A 14,557-nucleotide genomic window follows, 5' to 3' on the forward strand; every position below is an offset into this window, starting at 1 on the left:
CTTTTCTGCGGCAGGCCGTGTCATGGCTTTGCCGCGAAATTGTCATCAGCTGTGCAAAGCGTTTACAAGTCGTTGCGCGCGGCTTTCCCTTGCGCAAACCACGCGAAGGGCCGGGAATCAGTCAGTTTCCGGGATTTTTTTCACGCTCGGCCACGCCGTACCCCTTGCATCCGCCGCCCCGCATCCCACTTTCGACCCCTCACCGACCGCCACGGGCGGTTGACTTGGATGCACCCCCCGCTTAAGGGCCACAGCGCCCCGGGCGGGCGAGCGTTGCCCATGTGTTAGACGCCTCAGGGCCTTAGTGGCCGGGACGAAAGACATGGAAGACGATACAAACGCACGGAACCCTGTTGGCCAGGACCAGCGCATGGAAGCGCTCGACGAACGGATCAAAGCCGTCCGCGAGCGCGAGGAAGCGCGGACCAAGCCGACGGCGGGCGCGGAGGCCGATGCGAATTACCGCATGGGAAGCCGTGTTCTGGCCGAGCTGATCGGGGGGATCGGCGGCGGAGCTTTCATTGGCTGGGTCATTGACCAGGCCATTGGGAGAAAGTCGCACTGGGGTCTGCTGGTGGTGATGGCGCTTGGCGCTTTTGTCGCTTTCAGAAACATCTTCCGGATTTCCGGCTCTTCCCAGGGCTGATCCCGCGCAACGCAGCGTGTGATTGGCGGCAGGACAATGTCTCGCAAGCGGCATTTTCAGCCACCCTCGGGCAGGGCCCACATAGGTATGAGGGCGTAAAACGTGGCGGAACACGGTCGTGTCGATCCCATGGCGCAGTTCAAGATCGAGCCGCTTTTCGGCACCGATCATTGGGCCATCGCCGGTCACAACATTGCCTTCACCAATTCCGCGCTGTGGATGGCCATCACCACCATCGCGCTGTGGGTTTTCGTGCAAGGCGGCATGAAGCGTGCGCTGGTGCCCGGTCGCTGGCAGATGGCGGTCGAAACCATGACCGGCTTCATCGATGGCCTGCTGGCCGCCAACATCGGCCCCAACGGCAAGAAGTATGTGCCTTACATCTTCTCGCTGTTCATGTTCATCCTGTTCGCCAACATCTTGGGCCTGCTTCCGCTGAGCCTGGTTGGCGTGCATCCCTTCACCTTCACCAGCCACTTCTCGGTCACGGGCGTGCTGGCGATCCTGTCTTTCTCGATCGTGCTGATCGTCGGCTTCGCCAAGCACAAGCTGCATTTCTTCAGCCTCTTCGTGCCGCATGGCACGCCTGTGTGGCTGCTGTGGCTGATCCCGATCATCGAGCTGATCTCGTTCCTCGTGCGTCCTTTCTCTCTCGCGCTGCGTCTTTTCGTCGCGATGATGGCGGGCCACGTTCTGCTTGAGGTGCTCTCCAGCTTCGTCATCAGCTCGGCCAATTCGGGCCTGCTGTGGGGCGGCGTGGTGGGTCTGCCCAGCTTCCTTCTGATGATTGCCATCTGCGCCCTGGAAATCCTGGTCGCCGGCATTCAGGCCTATGTTTTCGCGCTGTTGACCTCGCTGTATCTCAATGACGCCGAGAATCTTCACTAAGTTACTGTTCAACCTGCAAGAATTTACGAAACAAGGAGTTACTGAAATGGACGCAACTGCCGCCAAGCTCGTCGGTGCCGGTCTGGCCGCCATCGGTGCCGGTATCGCCGCCATCGGCGTGGGTAACGTCTTCGGTTCGTTCCTGGAAAGCGCTCTGCGCAACCCCGGCGCTGCCGACGGCCAGCAGGGCCGCCTGTTCATCGGCTTCGCCGCCGCCGAACTTCTGGGTCTGCTGTCGTTCGTCGTCGCGATGATCCTGATCTTCGTCGCCTAAGCAGGTTCGAAAAGGGCCGGGGCTTGCGGGTTTTCCCTGCACGCCCCGGCTCCTTTCTATCCAGCTTCCCCGGCTTACGCCTGCGCTGACGTCCCCAAAGGATCAGGCGCCTACGACACCGGACACTGACGATGCCCCAGATATCCCAGCTCGCCGAAACCTATGCCAGCCAGATCTTCTGGGTGCTGATTTTCTTCGGCTTCGTGTTTTTCGTCATCGGCAAGGGCATGGTGCCCAAGGTGATGGAAACCATGGCCGCCCGTGACAGCCAGATCGCCGCCGATCTCGCTCACGCCGAGGCTGCCCGCCGCGCCGCCGAAGGTGCCGATGCCGGTTGGCAGGCCACCGCCGCCCAGCAGCGCGCCCAGGCCCATGCCCTGATTGCCGCCGCCAAGCACGATGCCGCTCAGGCCTCCGAAGCCCGCCTGCACGCCGCCGCCAGCGTCATCGACGCCCGTGTTGCGGAAGCAGAAGCGCGCATCGGCAACGCCGTGACCAGCGCCATGGCCGAAATCGAAACCGTGGCCGCTCAGGCCGCTGGCGACATCGCCCAGCGTCTGGCCGGTATCACCGTGGGCGAAGACACCGCCCGCGCCGCTGTGAAGGAAGCTCTCCATGGCTGACCTGAGCCTGATCGTTCTGGCCGAAGCCGCCAGCGAAGCCGCTGAACCCACCGCGCTGGGCCTGACCCCGCCGATGTGGGTGGCGCTCTCGATGGCTGTGCTGATCGTCGTCATGCTGGTGCTCAAGGTGCCCGGCCTGCTGACCAAGGGCCTCGACAATTCGATTGCCGAGATCCGTAAGCAGCTCGACGAAGCCAAGGCGCTGCGCGCCGACGCCGAGGCGCTGAAGGCCGAATACGCCACGCGCATCGCCAACGCCGAGAAGGACGCGGCCGCCATGCTCGCTCACGCCAAGGCCGAGGCGGAAGCCATCGTCGCCAAGGCGGAAAGCGACACCACCGAGGTGATCGCCCGCCGCGAGAAGATGGCCTCCGACAAGATCGAGGCCGCCGAGCGCGGTGCCGTTGCCCAGCTGCGCGTCAAGGCCGCCGAGGCCGCGACCAGCGCCGCACGCGGTCTGATCGCTGGTGGTTATTCCGCTGCCAACGACAAGGCTCAGGTGGATAGCGCGATCGCTTCGATCTGATCTGTCGCCCGGTTTGCGAACGTGAAAAGCCCTCGCCGTTTGGCGGGGGTTTTTTCGTTTCGGGGTTCAGGAAGTTACGAAGAAGGGCACATGCGAGGGTGTTACACCCTCGCGCTCCCGGGTTTGTCTACGTCGCGCATCGGGTTCGGCCTTGCGCAAAGCTTGCTGCGCCGCAGGCAGGAAACGATGGGGCTGCGCTATGGGCTTTCATGCCTGCGGCGCCCTAGGTAGCGCCGGTGGAGAGACGGGGCGCTCGGATCGGGAACCGCCGCCGCTTCGTCGGAAGACGTCATGGGAGCGCGAGGGGGTAACCCCCTCGCATCTTCCTTCCTTCTTAAAACGAGTTCTTAGCCTCTCTGAGCGCAGCGAACACCGCCACCGCATCACCGCCGCCCCAACGCTCTGCCAGAGCGCCGTCGTCGGCTCTGAGGAACGGATTGGTCTCCAGCTCGCGCTCCAGCACGAAGGGCACCGTGGGCCGGCCTGCCGCGCGTGCCGCATCCACCGCCGCAGCATAATCCGCCAGAGCGCCATTCTCCGGATCGGCATGAACCGCGAAACGTGCGTTCGACTGCGTGTATTCATGCGCGCAATAGAGCTGCGTCTCTGCGGGCAGAGCCTTCAAGCGCGAGAGGCTGTCCCAGAACTGCTGAGGCGTGCCCTCAAACATCCGCCCGCAGCCTAGCGCGAACAGCGAATCGCCCACGAAGGCGATTCCCGCCTCGGGCAGGTGGTAAGCGATATGGCCCAGCGTATGGCCGCCTACATTGATAACCTGCGCCTGATAAGCCCCCAGCGACACCGTATCGCCCTGATCGACAGTGCGATCCACGCCCTCGATCTTGGCGGCGTCTCCAGCGGGGGCGGTGATGGCGGCACCGGTGGCCTGCTTGATGGTCAGGTTCCCGCCGGCGTGGTCCTTGTGCCAGTGGGTGTTCCAGATCTGGGTGATGCGCCAGCCCTTGGCCTCGGCCTGGCGCAGATATTCATCGCCATCGGGGGTGTCGATGGCGACGGTTTCGCCGCTGGCCTCATCGTGGATCAGGAAGCCGTAATTGTCGGAGAGGCAGGGGAACTGGTGGACTGTCAGGGGTGGGGTCATGACGCGCGTCCTTTGAGGTAATGGGGGATGTCGGCGGGCATGGCGACCCATGGGTGCATGCTCTGCTCCCAGACCGAGCGGACGGGGGCGAAGGCGGTCTTGTCCCCGATGGCGCCCACGGGAATGCCGATCATGCCCGGCTTGAGATCGATGGTGCACCACAGGGTCGTGCCGCAGGTTGGGCAGAAGTAGGTGGCGAAGCTGCCCCCGCTGTCCGCAATCCTCACATAGGAGGAGGGCTCTCCGCTCAGCGTGATCTGATCCGCCGGATAATAGGCCACCACGCCGAAGGGCGATCCGCTGCGCCTCTGGCAGGCGTGGCAGTGGCAGGCGACGATCTGGTCACTGGAACCGGGGATTGTGGCGCTCAGGGCGCCGCATTGGCAGCTGGCTTGCATGGCCGCCAATATAAGCATGCGTTGGTCAAAGAAAAACCCGCCCGGATCGCTCCGGGCGGGTCTTCTTTCTCAGGCTGCTGCCTGAAGGTGCCGGTAAGCCTTTAAGCTTACTTGGCGCCCTTCAGAGCGGCGCCCAGGATGTCGCCCAGCGAGGCGCCGGCATCCGAGGAACCGTACTGTTCCACGGCTTCCTTTTCCTCGTGCAGCTGGCGAGCCTTGATCGAGAAGCTGGGCTTCTTCGAACGGTCGAAACCGGTGACCATGGCGTCGATCTTCTGACCAGCCTGGAAACGGTCGGGGCGCTGCTCGTCGCGGTCGCGACCCAGGTCCGAACGCTTGATGAAGCCGGTGGCACCATCTTCGCCAGCCTGAACTTCCAGACCGCCGTCGCGCACTTCCAGAACCGTCACGGTGACGACTTCGTTGCGCTTCAGGTTCGAGCCCGAAGCAGCCACGCCGCCGGCAGCCGGAGCGCCCTTTTCGAGCTGCTTCATGCCGAGCGAGATGCGCTCCTTCTCGACGTCGACGTCCAGAACCACGGCCGAAACCTGCTCACCCTTGCGGTGCAGGGCCAGCGCGTCTTCACCCGAGATGCCCCAGGCGATGTCCGACATGTGGACCATGCCGTCCACGTCGCCATCCAGGCCGATGAACAGACCGAATTCGGTCGCGTTCTTGACTTCGCCCTCGACGGTCGAACCAACGGGGTGACGCTCGGCGAAAGCTTCCCAGGGGTTCTGCTGGGCCTGCTTGAGGCCGAGCGAGATGCGGCGCTTGTCCGAATCGACTTCCAGCACCAGCACGTCGACTTCCTGCGAGGTCGAGACGATCTTGCCGGGGTGGACGTTCTTCTTGGTCCAGGACATTTCCGAAACGTGAACCAGGCCTTCGATGCCGGGCTCCAGCTCCACGAAGGCGCCGTATTCGGTGATGTTGGTGACAGTGCCGCGCAGCTTGGCGCCGACGGGGTACTTGGCGGCCACGCCATCCCACGGATCCGACTCAAGCTGCTTCATGCCGAGGCTGATGCGCTGCGTGTCGTGGTTGATGCGGACGATCTGCACGCGCACGGTGTCGCCGATGGCGATCACTTCGCTCGGGTGGTTGACGCGCTTGTAGCTCATGTCGGTGACATGCAGCAGGCCGTCGATGCCGCCCAGATCCACGAACGCACCGTAATCGGTGATGTTCTTGACGACGCCATCGATGATCTGGCCTTCGGCCAGGTTCTGGATCAGGCCCGAACGCTGCTCGGCGCGGGTCTCTTCCAGCACGGCGCGACGCGACACGACGATGTTGCCGCGGCGACGGTCCATCTTCAGGATCTGGAAGGGCTGCGGCACGTCCATCAGCGGGGTGACGTCGCGCACGGGGCGGATGTCGACCTGCGAGCCGGGCAGGAAGGCCACGGCGCCGTCGAGATCGACGGTGAAGCCACCCTTCACGCGGCCGAAGATCACGCCTTCAACGCGCTTGCCTTCGCCGAACTCGTTCTCGAGCTTGTCCCAGGCGGCTTCGCGGCGCGCACGGTCGCGCGACAGCATGGCTTCGCCTTCGGCGTTCTCGACGCGGTCAACGTAAACTTCGACTTCGTCGCCGACCTTCAGGCCATGCGGCTGGCCGGGGGCGGCGAATTCGCGCAGGGCAACGCGGCCCTCGCTCTTCAGGCCCACGTCGATGACGGCCTTGTCGTTTTCGATGGCGGTGATGGTGCCCTTGACCACGCGGCCTTCAAAGCCGCCGGCGGCGGCGCCGCCCAGGGTTTCATCAAGAAGCGCGGCAAAATCGTCGCGCGAGGGGGTGCTCATAAAAGAGTCCTTGGTGTCGATGTTTCCGGCCAGGCGGTTTTTTCCGCCGGTCTTTCCTCCAGCTGCCACACCATGCGGCAGATGGGCCAAAAAGGGCCGAACCACCCATGGGGCCGTATGCCGTCATGGGTATTCGCACAGGCCTCTTTGAAAGGGGCCGGTACGAACGGGCGGCGCACTAAGCCAATCCTGCAGGAAATGCAAGGAAATTGGCGGGTTTTGGGGGCTGTCTGGCGATTCTCGATGATTCGCACCCCGAAAATCTCGGTTCATCTGTGTAACGGGGCATCTGATCCCGCGTTTTGGCATCTGTTCATCTTTGGCACAGGCTGGCGGGTGCCATCCTTGCGACGGTTCGCGACATTCTGTCACAAGAGGATACGACCTTATGAAGGCACATTTTGGCAAGTTCGCGTTGATCGTGGTGACCAGTTCGCTGGCTCTGGCCGGTTGCGCGACCACGGGTTCGGTGAAGCGGGCGCAGGCACGCGCCGATCAGGCTTTCGTTGAAGGCCAGAAGGGCCAGGCCGATGCGGCCCGCGCCCAGGGCAGCGCCGATGCGGCGGGCGCCGCGGCGCAGCGCGCGCAGGGCACGGCCGATGCGGCGGGCAGCGCGGCGCAGGGCGCTGGTGCTGCGGCTCAGGCGGCCCAGACCACGGCCAATGCCGCTCAGGCCAATGGCGAGCAGATCACGGCGCTCAGCGCACGTCTGCACAAGCTGGAAGCGGCCGAGTGGCGCCGTCACCATCCCAAGAAGGCCAAGCATCGCCATCACCCCAAGAAGCCCCCGGTGCAGACCGCTGGCGAGGGGCAGGCTCGCTTCCATCAGTAAGATGGCTGTCCCCGAGATGGTTCGGGGTTGAGAGATCGACGCAGGAATGGCGGGGTGAAAGCCCCGCCATTTCTTTCAGGCGAAGGCTTTTTCCACCAGAGCGATGGCCGCCGCGATGGCGGCGTCCTTGCCCAGATCGGAGGTGTCCAGCGTGACGGCATCCTCCGCCGCGCGCAGCGGGGCCTCAGTGCGTTCCCGGTCGCGGCGATCGCGGGCTTCCAGATCGGCGGCGATCTCTTCCAGCGTGATGGCGCGGCCCTGAGCCTGCATTTCGAGGAACCGGCGCTGGGCGCGGGCCTCCACGCTGGCGATGATGAACAGCTTGGCCGGGGCCTCCGGCGCGATCACTGTGCCGATGTCGCGCCCGTCCAGCACCGCGCCGCCCGTCTGCGTGGCAAAGGCGCGCTGGCGATCATAAAGCGCCTGACGCACGGCCGGATGCACCGAGACGCGACTCGCCAGACCGCCGCTGGCCTCGCTGCGCAATTCGGGGTCTTCCAGCAGCGAATCGGGGAAGGCGCAGGCGGCCAGCGCATCGCTTGCATCGTCCGGATTGCCGCCAGCCAGCGCCACCTGCCGCCCGACCGCGCGATACAGCAGGCCCGTATCGAGATGCGGCAGGTTGAAATGCGCGGCCAGAGCCTTGGCAATCGTGCCCTTGCCCGAGGCCGTGGGGCCATCGACGGCGATGATCATCACTCAATCCTTATTTTTGGGGCGAGACTCGCCCATATGCTTGTCCGCACCGGCGCCCCATGCGGGGCGCCGCGCATTCTCAAGCCGCGACCAACCCGGCCATCAGCGGCATGAAATTGGGGAAGCTGGTGGCGATGGGGCTGACGTCGTCGATCGCCACGCCGCCCGTGCTGGCCAGACCTGCCACGGCCATGCTCATGGCGATGCGGTGGTCGAGATGAGTGGCGACAGGGGCATTGTTGCCGCCGCGCAAGGGCGTGCCGGCGGTGCCGTCGATCACCATGCCGTCCTCGGTTTCATGCAACGTGGCGCCGGCCAGTTGCAGGGCCTCGCGCATCACGGTGATGCGGTCCGATTCCTTGACGCGCAGCTCTTCGAGCCCGGTGCAGACCGTGCGGCCTTCGGCCAGAGCGGCAGCCACGAACAGCACGGGGAACTCATCGACCATGCTGGGGACCACCGCCGGATCGACTTCGATGCCCTCCAGCGCGGAATGGCGCACGCGCAGATCGGCGACGGGCTCGCCACCGACGATGCGGGGGTTCACCTCCTCGATGCTGCCGCCCATCTGGCGCAGCACGGTGACGATTCCCGCGCGGGTGGGGTTGAGGCCGACGTTCTCGATCAGCACATCGCTGCCCGGCACGATCAGCGCGGCCACAATGAAGAAAGCGGCGGAGGAGGGGTCACCGGGGACTTCTATGGTCTGGCCCTTCAACTCGGCCTCGCCGCGCAGGCGAATCACGCGGGCGCCATCCGCATCCACCTCGACCGTCAGATTGGCGCCGAAGCCTTTCAACATGCGCTCGGAATGGTCCCGGGTGGGCACGGGCTCGATCACCGTGGTGATGCCCGGCGTGTTCAGCCCGGCCAGCAGAATCGCGCTCTTAACCTGAGCGCTGGCCACCGGCAGGCGATAGGTGATCGGCACGGCGGGCTGGGCGCCCTCCATGGTCAGCGGCAGGCGGCCTCCCGGCGAGGACATGAACTGCGCGCCCATGGTGGAGAGCGGATCGATCACCCGACCCATCGGGCGCTTGGAGAGGCTGGCGTCGCCCACAAAGGTGGCCGTGATGGCATGGCTGGAAACCAGACCCATCAGCAGGCGGGTCGAGGTGCCCGAATTGCCCATGTCCAGCGCGGTGTCGGGCTGCAGCAAGCCGCCCACGCCCACGCCGTTGATCACCCATTCGCCGTCGGGCTGCTTTTCGATGGTCGCGCCCATGGCGCGCATCGCGGCGGCGGTGGACATCACATCCTCGCCCTCCAGCAGGCCCGTCACGCGGGTTTCGCCGATGGCCAGCGCGCCCAGCATGATCGAGCGGTGGCTGATCGACTTGTCGCCGGGCACGCGGATCGTGCCTTTCAGCGCCCCGCCGGAGGTGAAGGTGTGCGGGCGGGGCTGGCTGGAATGGCTCACGGGCGATCTTTCTTGTCTGTGTTGACAGGGTGGGGCCCCATCACCAGATAACTGCTGCGCATATCTGCTCGGGGCCGCCAATCGCGCGGCTTTTGACAGCGCGAACCAGCTATGGCAAGGCGCGTCGCGCTTCGGGGGGCTTTGCGCCTTCTTCGTAATGCATCATGACGTTATTTTTCCGCGCCGGAAGGCGCGGGCCCGCCACATCCGGCGGCATCAGTGAGGAACAGCATGGTCAAGCCAGAATGGGGCGCCAAGCACGGTTGCCCGAAATGCGGCACCCGCTTTTATGACCTGGGCAACAGCGACCCGGTTACCTGCATCGAATGCGGCTATGCCTGGACGCCCGAGCCGGTGCTCAAGAGCAAGCAGCCCATCCCCTATGAGGAAATCCAGAAGAAGGAATCCGCAACGCCCGATGGCGATCTGGCGGATGAGGACGATCTGGACATCGACGATGACGGCGATTCGCCGGACAATGACGTCGATCTGGGCGGCGACGACGATCTGGGCGTGGCCGGTCACGACGACGAGCCGGACGAGGTCTAAGGGTTTTTCGCGGAGTTTTCATTTTTCTGACAGCTTCGCGAAAAAACTTCTTGCCAAGGTTGGGCTCGCCTCCTAGTGGGGCGGCCCGGCCGGAAGGCAGGGACGGAACGAACCACCCAGGGACGTTTCGGTTCAAATGGTTACGGGGCCTTAGCTCAGCTGGGAGAGCGCCTGCATGGCATGCAGGAGGTCAGCGGTTCGATCCCGCTAGGCTCCACCATTTGATAACATATTGATCCCGATGGATATGGGGCCTTAGCTCAGCTGGGAGAGCGCCTGCATGGCATGCAGGAGGTCAGCGGTTCGATCCCGCTAGGCTCCACCATCGAGACATTGAGTTTAGTATCGCTTGCATCCGGGCGTTACGCTGGCCGACGAGGTTTCGTCCGCCGGCGTTTTTCCGTATGATGCGGCGAACGCTGGTCGGCGAGGTTTCGCCCACCGGCGTTTTTGGCGTGTTATGGGCTCGGTTCATCCGTCCCGGCAGGAGTGGCAAGGACATGTTCGACAATCTGTCCGATCGCCTTGGCGGTGTGTTCGACAAGCTGCGTGGGCGCGGTGCGCTCACCGAGGCTGACGTGCGCGAGGCCATGCGCGAAGTGCGCATTGCCCTGCTGGAGGCCGACGTTGCCCTGCCGGTGGTGCGCCGCTTTATCGATGGCGTGACGGAAGCCGCGATTGGCTCCAACGTGCTGCGTTCGGTGACGCCGGGCCAGCAGGTCATCAAGATCGTCAATGATGCGCTGGTCGAGATGCTGGGTGGGCAGGATGTCCCCGGTCTCGATCTGAATGCCGCGCCGCCGGTCGTCATCATGATGGTCGGTCTGCAGGGCTCGGGCAAGACCACCAGCACGGCCAAGCTCGCCAAGCTGCTGAAGGAAAAGCAGGGCAAGAAGGTGCTGATGGCGTCGCTCGACGTCAACCGCCCCGCCGCGCAGGAACAGCTCAAGGTGCTGGGCGAGCAGGTGGGCGTTGCCACCCTGCCGATCATCGCCGGCCAGACCCCCACCGCCATTGCCGAGCGCGCGCTCCACAGCGCCAGGCTGCAGGCCATCGACGTGCTGATGCTCGACACCGCGGGCCGCCTGCATGTCGACGATCAGCTGATGGACGAGATGAAGGCGGTTGCCGCCATCTCGACCCCCAAGGAAACCCTGCTGGTCGTCGATTCGCTGACCGGTCAGGATGCGGTGAACGTGGCGCAGGCCTTCTCGGGCCAGGTCGATCTGACGGGTGTGATCCTCACCCGTATGGATGGCGATGCGCGCGGCGGTGCGGCGCTCTCGATGCGTGCTGTCACCGGCAAGCCGATCAAGTTTGCGGGCACCGGCGAAAAGCTGGATGCCATCGAGGTGTTCCAGCCGGGCCGCGTCGCGGGCCGCATTCTGGGCATGGGCGACGTTGTGTCGCTGGTCGAAAAGGCGGCGCAGGCGGTTGAGGCCGAGGACGCCGAGAAGCTGGCCCAGCGCATGGCCAAGGGTCAGTTCGACATGAACGACCTGCGCACCCAGCTGCGCCAGATGCAGAAGATGGGCGGCCTCGGCATGCTCGCGGGCATGCTGCCCGGCATGAAGAAGGCCAAGGCGGCGATGCAGCAGAGCGGCATGGACGACAAGGTGCTGCTGCGCATGGATGCTGTCATCGGTTCGATGACGCCGAAGGAGCGCGCCAAGCCCGACCTGCTGAACGCCAAGCGCAAGATCCGCATTGCCAAGGGCAGCGGCGTGCAGGTTCAGGATGTGAACAAGCTCATCAAGATGCACCAGGAAATGGAGCGCGCGATGAAGCAGATCAAGAAGATGGGCGGCCTGTCCGGCCTCGCGGCGCTGTTCGGCAAGGGTGGCCTTGGCGGCATGGGCGGCGGCGGAATGGGCGGTCTTGGCGGCGGCGGTGCAGGGGGGCTTGGTGGTCTCGGCGGCGCTGGCGGGCTGCCGGGTCTGGGTGCCGGTGGTGCTCCCGATCTCTCCAAGCTCTTCAAGAAATAAACTTTAACGCAATTCAACAGTTTAAAATCGAAAGGTAACAGCAATGTCGGTTTCCATGCGTCTGTCGCGCGGCGGTTCCAAGAAGCGCCCCTACTACAAGGTCGTCGTCTCCAACAGCCGTTCGCCCCGCGACGGCAAGTTCCTGGAGCAGGTCGGCACCTACAACCCGATCCTCGCCAAGGATGACGAGAACCGCGTGCGCCTGATCGAGGACCGCGTGCGTTACTGGCTCGGCGTTGGCGCCCAGCCGACCGACCGCGTTGCCCGCATCCTCGACAAGGCCGGCATCAAGGAACGCGCTGCCACCAACAACCCCAACAAGGCCGTCCCCGGCAAGAAGGCCACCGAGCGCGCCGAGGACAAGGCTGAGAAGGCTGCTGCCGCTGCTGCTGCTGCCGCCGAGGCCGCTGCTGCTCCGGCCGAAGCTCCGGCTGCCGAAGCCGAAGCTGCTTCCGAGTAATCGGTACATGCGTGCCAAGCCCGTGACCATGGCGGCCATAACCGCCGCCCATGGCATCACGGGCGAGGTGCGTCTCAAGCTGTTCGGGGAAGGCGTGGCGGGGCTCAAGCGCTACCGCGCCTTCAACGAAGGGGCCTTCACGGTGAAGGCGTTGCGCGATGACGGCAAGGGCGGCGCGATTGCCCGCTTCGCCGAGATCGCGGACCGCACCGCCGCCGAACGCCTGCGCGGAACGGTGTTGACCGTGCCCCGCGATGCCCTGCCGCCTTTGGGCGAGGGCGAATATTACCACGCCGATCTGCTCGGCCTGTCCGCCGTCTCCAGTGAGGGCGAGCCTCTGGGCATCGTGATCGCCATCGAGAATTACGGCGCGGGTGACGTGCTGGAAATCGAAAAGCCCAAGGGCGAGGATGGCGCCAAGCCTGTCCGCTTTATGGTGCCGATGCGCGTGGAAGCCGTGCCTGAGTGGGATGAAGAACGCCTGATCGTGACCGCCGCTTACGCGGAGGGCTGACGGATGAGCTTGGGCAATTCCATCGTTCTGATTGCGATCGCGCTGTTTTTTGCGGGCGCGCCCTATGCCTTTGCCGGGATGGTGCGCCGCGAGAAGCCTGACTGGCCCCGGTGGCGCAAGATTACGGTGAGTGGCCTGATTCTGCCCTTGCTGGTGGCCGTGCTGCCAATGCTGGCGCTGATCCGTATTTTTGTGTGGCCCCCGACCTCATGCAGCGTCGATGCCTGCGGTTTTGACCCCATGCTCGTCGCGGCGGGCTTGCTGCTGAGCGCGGCGAGTGCGATTCTCGGCCTTGCGGTCTCCGCTGTGGCCTTGCGCAAGGAGTAAGCCCCATGCCTGCTCTGGTGATGACATTCCTGTGGTCCCTGCTGCTGCAAGGCGGCATGCTGCTGGGCGTGCGCGTGTTCTACAAGCGCTGGTCGCCGTTGAAACAGCGCGTTGTGGCGTCTTTTACCCTGCCGGTGGCTGTTGCGCTGATGGCGGCATGGATGTGGTTTTCACCGTCTTCCTGCCCCGGCGCGAATACTACGCCTTGCCCGGCGGTGGCCATTTCGGTCGCCTTCTCGCTGCGCATGATCGGCATGCTGCTGGTGGCGGCTTTCCTGCTTTCCTTTGTCGGCATTGTGCGGAAGCGCTCATGACTTTTTCTGCCACCGTCCTCACCCTCTACCCCGAGATGTTCCCCGGACCGCTGGGCGTCAGCCTGGCTGGCCGCGCGCGTGAAGAGGGCAAATGGGCCATCGACGCCGTGCAGATCCGCGATTTCGCGCAGGACAAGCACCGCACCGTTGACGACACGCCTGCTGGCGGCGGGGCGGGCATGGTGCTCAAGGTGGATGTGCTGGCCCGCGCCGTCGATCATGCCCGCGAGAACGGCCCGGCGAATCGCCCCGTCATCGCGATGACCCCGCGCGGCAAACCGCTCACGCAAGCCCGCGTGCGCGAACTGGCGGCAGGCCCCGGCGTGATCGTGCTGTGCGGCCGTTTCGAGGGCTTTGACGAAAGAATTTTCGCCGGTCGTGAGGTGGAAGAGGTCTCGGTAGGAGACATCATCCTTTCCGGCGGCGAACCGGCGGCGCTTATGCTGCTTGACGCTTGCATTCGGCTGCTTCCCGGCGTAATGGGCGCGGCCTTGAGTGGGGAAGAAGAATCGTTTGAAAGCGGCCTTCTTGAATACCCCCACTACACCCGACCCCCTGAGTGGGAAGGGCGATTGATCCCTGAAGTGCTGCGATCGGGGGATCATGGAAAAATCGCTGCCTGGCGGAAACAACAGGCAGAGGATGATACTCGGTCACGCAGGCCCGATCTATGGGAGCGCCACGGTGGCGTTCCGGGTCAGTCTGCCTCTGGCGCGCGGCGCGAAAAGAAGGACACAGGTCGATGAACCTGATTCAGCAGATCGAGGCCGAGGAAATTGCCAAGGCCGGCAAGACCATTCCCGAATTCCGTCCCGGTGACACCGTGCGCGTCGGCGTGCGCGTCGTCGAAGGCGAGCGTACCCGCGTCCAGGCCTATGAAGGCGTTGTGATCGCCCGCTCGAACCGCGGCATCAACTCGAACTTCACCGTGCGCAAGATGTCGTTCGGTGAAGGCGTGGAGCGTGTGTTCCCGCTCTACTCGCCCAACCTCGATTCGATCACCGTCGTCCGTCGCGGCGTGGTGCGTCGTGCGAAGCTGTACTATCTGCGCGGCCGCACCGGCAAGCGCGCTCGTATCGCCGAGCGTCGCGACACCCGCCAGGAAGGCTGATCGCCTTACCGCTAGCGGTAGTGAACAGATCGTTCTAGGAAAGGCGCCCCGGCTACACCAGCCAGGGCGCCTTTTTGCTTTTCT

The 14,557-nt window shown here is 64.6% G+C and carries 19 protein-coding genes and 2 tRNA genes; 16 read left to right on the forward strand and 5 right to left on the reverse strand.

The features are described from left to right. Positions 1 to 370: 370 nt before the first annotated feature. The 5 genes from HGK27_RS03010 to HGK27_RS03030 all read left to right on the forward strand — a co-directional run bounded on the left by HGK27_RS03010 (position 371) and on the right by HGK27_RS03030 (position 2,957). Positions 371 to 646 carry an AtpZ/AtpI family protein gene (locus HGK27_RS03010; RefSeq protein ID WP_322099012.1) on the forward strand — a complete coding sequence of 92 codons (276 nt, stop codon included), beginning with the start codon at positions 371 to 373 and terminating at the stop codon, positions 644 to 646. 102 nt (positions 647 to 748) lie between these two features. Next, on the forward strand, positions 749 to 1,534 hold the full coding sequence (locus tag HGK27_RS03015; RefSeq protein ID WP_206238632.1) for a F0F1 ATP synthase subunit A: 786 nt from the start codon (positions 749 to 751) through the stop codon (positions 1,532 to 1,534). 46 nt (positions 1,535 to 1,580) lie between these two features. Continuing rightward, complete coding sequence (locus tag HGK27_RS03020) at positions 1,581 to 1,808, forward strand: F0F1 ATP synthase subunit C (RefSeq protein ID WP_068091796.1); 228 nt, start codon at positions 1,581 to 1,583, stop codon at positions 1,806 to 1,808. A gap of 131 nt (positions 1,809 to 1,939) precedes the next feature. Then, a complete protein-coding gene (locus HGK27_RS03025; protein ID WP_206238633.1) occupies positions 1,940 to 2,431 on the forward strand; it encodes a F0F1 ATP synthase subunit B family protein in 492 nt (163 codons plus the stop codon). Further along, positions 2,424 to 2,957, forward strand: coding sequence for a F0F1 ATP synthase subunit B family protein (locus HGK27_RS03030; protein ID WP_206238635.1), 534 nt, complete (start codon positions 2,424 to 2,426; stop codon positions 2,955 to 2,957). The genes HGK27_RS03025 and HGK27_RS03030 overlap by 8 nt, the downstream gene beginning before the upstream one ends. A gap of 334 nt (positions 2,958 to 3,291) precedes the next feature. Here the strand turns inward: HGK27_RS03030 and gloB are convergent, their stop codons facing one another. The 3 genes from gloB to rpsA form a co-directional block, all read right to left on the reverse strand. Further along, positions 3,292 to 4,059, reverse strand: a complete 768-nt coding sequence (gene gloB / locus HGK27_RS03035; RefSeq protein ID WP_206238636.1) for a hydroxyacylglutathione hydrolase — start codon at positions 4,057 to 4,059, stop codon at positions 3,292 to 3,294. After that, entirely contained in the window at positions 4,056 to 4,457 is a 402-nt protein-coding gene (locus HGK27_RS03040) for a GFA family protein (RefSeq protein ID WP_206238638.1), read from the reverse strand. Before HGK27_RS03040 ends, gloB begins: the two co-directional genes overlap by 4 nt. Positions 4,458 to 4,564: 107 nt before the next feature. Next, positions 4,565 to 6,265 carry a 30S ribosomal protein S1 gene (gene rpsA / locus HGK27_RS03045; RefSeq protein ID WP_068091877.1) on the reverse strand — a complete coding sequence of 567 codons (1,701 nt, stop codon included), beginning with the start codon at positions 6,263 to 6,265 and terminating at the stop codon, positions 4,565 to 4,567. Positions 6,266 to 6,653: 388 nt separating this feature from the next. Between rpsA and HGK27_RS03050 the strand changes: the two genes are divergently transcribed. Continuing rightward, a complete protein-coding gene (locus tag HGK27_RS03050) occupies positions 6,654 to 7,097 on the forward strand; it encodes a hypothetical protein (protein ID WP_206238640.1) in 444 nt (147 codons plus the stop codon). 75 nt (positions 7,098 to 7,172) lie between these two features. Here the strand turns inward: HGK27_RS03050 and HGK27_RS03055 are convergent, their stop codons facing one another. Both HGK27_RS03055 and aroA read right to left on the reverse strand, forming a co-directional pair. Then, positions 7,173 to 7,793 carry a (d)CMP kinase gene (locus HGK27_RS03055; RefSeq protein WP_206238642.1) on the reverse strand — a complete coding sequence of 207 codons (621 nt, stop codon included), beginning with the start codon at positions 7,791 to 7,793 and terminating at the stop codon, positions 7,173 to 7,175. A gap of 79 nt (positions 7,794 to 7,872) precedes the next feature. Then, on the reverse strand, positions 7,873 to 9,213 hold the full coding sequence (gene aroA / locus HGK27_RS03060) for a 3-phosphoshikimate 1-carboxyvinyltransferase (protein WP_206238644.1): 1,341 nt from the start codon (positions 9,211 to 9,213) through the stop codon (positions 7,873 to 7,875). Positions 9,214 to 9,444: 231 nt separating this feature from the next. Here aroA and HGK27_RS03065 point away from each other — a divergent pair, with 231 nt between their 5' ends. From HGK27_RS03065 to rplS, 10 genes are all read left to right on the forward strand, one after another. Next, complete coding sequence (locus HGK27_RS03065) at positions 9,445 to 9,762, forward strand: TIGR02300 family protein (RefSeq protein WP_068091772.1); 318 nt, start codon at positions 9,445 to 9,447, stop codon at positions 9,760 to 9,762. Positions 9,763 to 9,906: 144 nt separating this feature from the next. Beyond that, positions 9,907 to 9,982: transfer RNA gene (locus HGK27_RS03070), tRNA-Ala, on the forward strand. A gap of 29 nt (positions 9,983 to 10,011) precedes the next feature. Beyond that, a tRNA-Ala gene (locus HGK27_RS03075) sits at positions 10,012 to 10,087 on the forward strand. A gap of 175 nt (positions 10,088 to 10,262) precedes the next feature. Continuing rightward, entirely contained in the window at positions 10,263 to 11,747 is a 1,485-nt protein-coding gene (gene ffh, locus HGK27_RS03080; RefSeq protein ID WP_206238646.1) for a signal recognition particle protein, read from the forward strand. Between the two features lie 43 nt (positions 11,748 to 11,790). Beyond that, positions 11,791 to 12,207 (forward strand): 30S ribosomal protein S16, encoded by a 417-nt coding sequence (rpsP, locus tag HGK27_RS03085; protein ID WP_206238647.1) that lies wholly within the window; start codon positions 11,791 to 11,793, stop codon positions 12,205 to 12,207. 7 nt (positions 12,208 to 12,214) lie between these two features. Continuing rightward, positions 12,215 to 12,721, forward strand: a complete 507-nt coding sequence (gene rimM, locus HGK27_RS03090; protein WP_206238649.1) for a ribosome maturation factor RimM — start codon at positions 12,215 to 12,217, stop codon at positions 12,719 to 12,721. Between the two features lie 3 nt (positions 12,722 to 12,724). After that, positions 12,725 to 13,048: a hypothetical protein gene (locus HGK27_RS03095; protein ID WP_206238651.1), complete on the forward strand. Its 324-nt coding sequence runs from the start codon at positions 12,725 to 12,727 to the stop codon at positions 13,046 to 13,048. Positions 13,049 to 13,053: 5 nt separating this feature from the next. Beyond that, on the forward strand, positions 13,054 to 13,362 hold the full coding sequence (locus HGK27_RS03100; RefSeq protein WP_206238653.1) for a hypothetical protein: 309 nt from the start codon (positions 13,054 to 13,056) through the stop codon (positions 13,360 to 13,362). After that, positions 13,359 to 14,108 carry a tRNA (guanosine(37)-N1)-methyltransferase TrmD gene (trmD, locus tag HGK27_RS03105; RefSeq protein WP_206238655.1) on the forward strand — a complete coding sequence of 250 codons (750 nt, stop codon included), beginning with the start codon at positions 13,359 to 13,361 and terminating at the stop codon, positions 14,106 to 14,108. Before HGK27_RS03100 ends, trmD begins: the two co-directional genes overlap by 4 nt. Further along, a complete protein-coding gene (rplS, locus tag HGK27_RS03110) occupies positions 14,105 to 14,473 on the forward strand; it encodes a 50S ribosomal protein L19 (protein ID WP_206238658.1) in 369 nt (122 codons plus the stop codon). Before trmD ends, rplS begins: the two co-directional genes overlap by 4 nt. Positions 14,474 to 14,557: the final 84 nt, after the last annotated feature.

It is taken from the genome of Novosphingobium terrae (assembly GCF_017163935.1).
In the GTDB taxonomy this organism is placed as follows: Bacteria; Pseudomonadota; Alphaproteobacteria; order Sphingomonadales; family Sphingomonadaceae; genus Novosphingobium; species Novosphingobium terrae.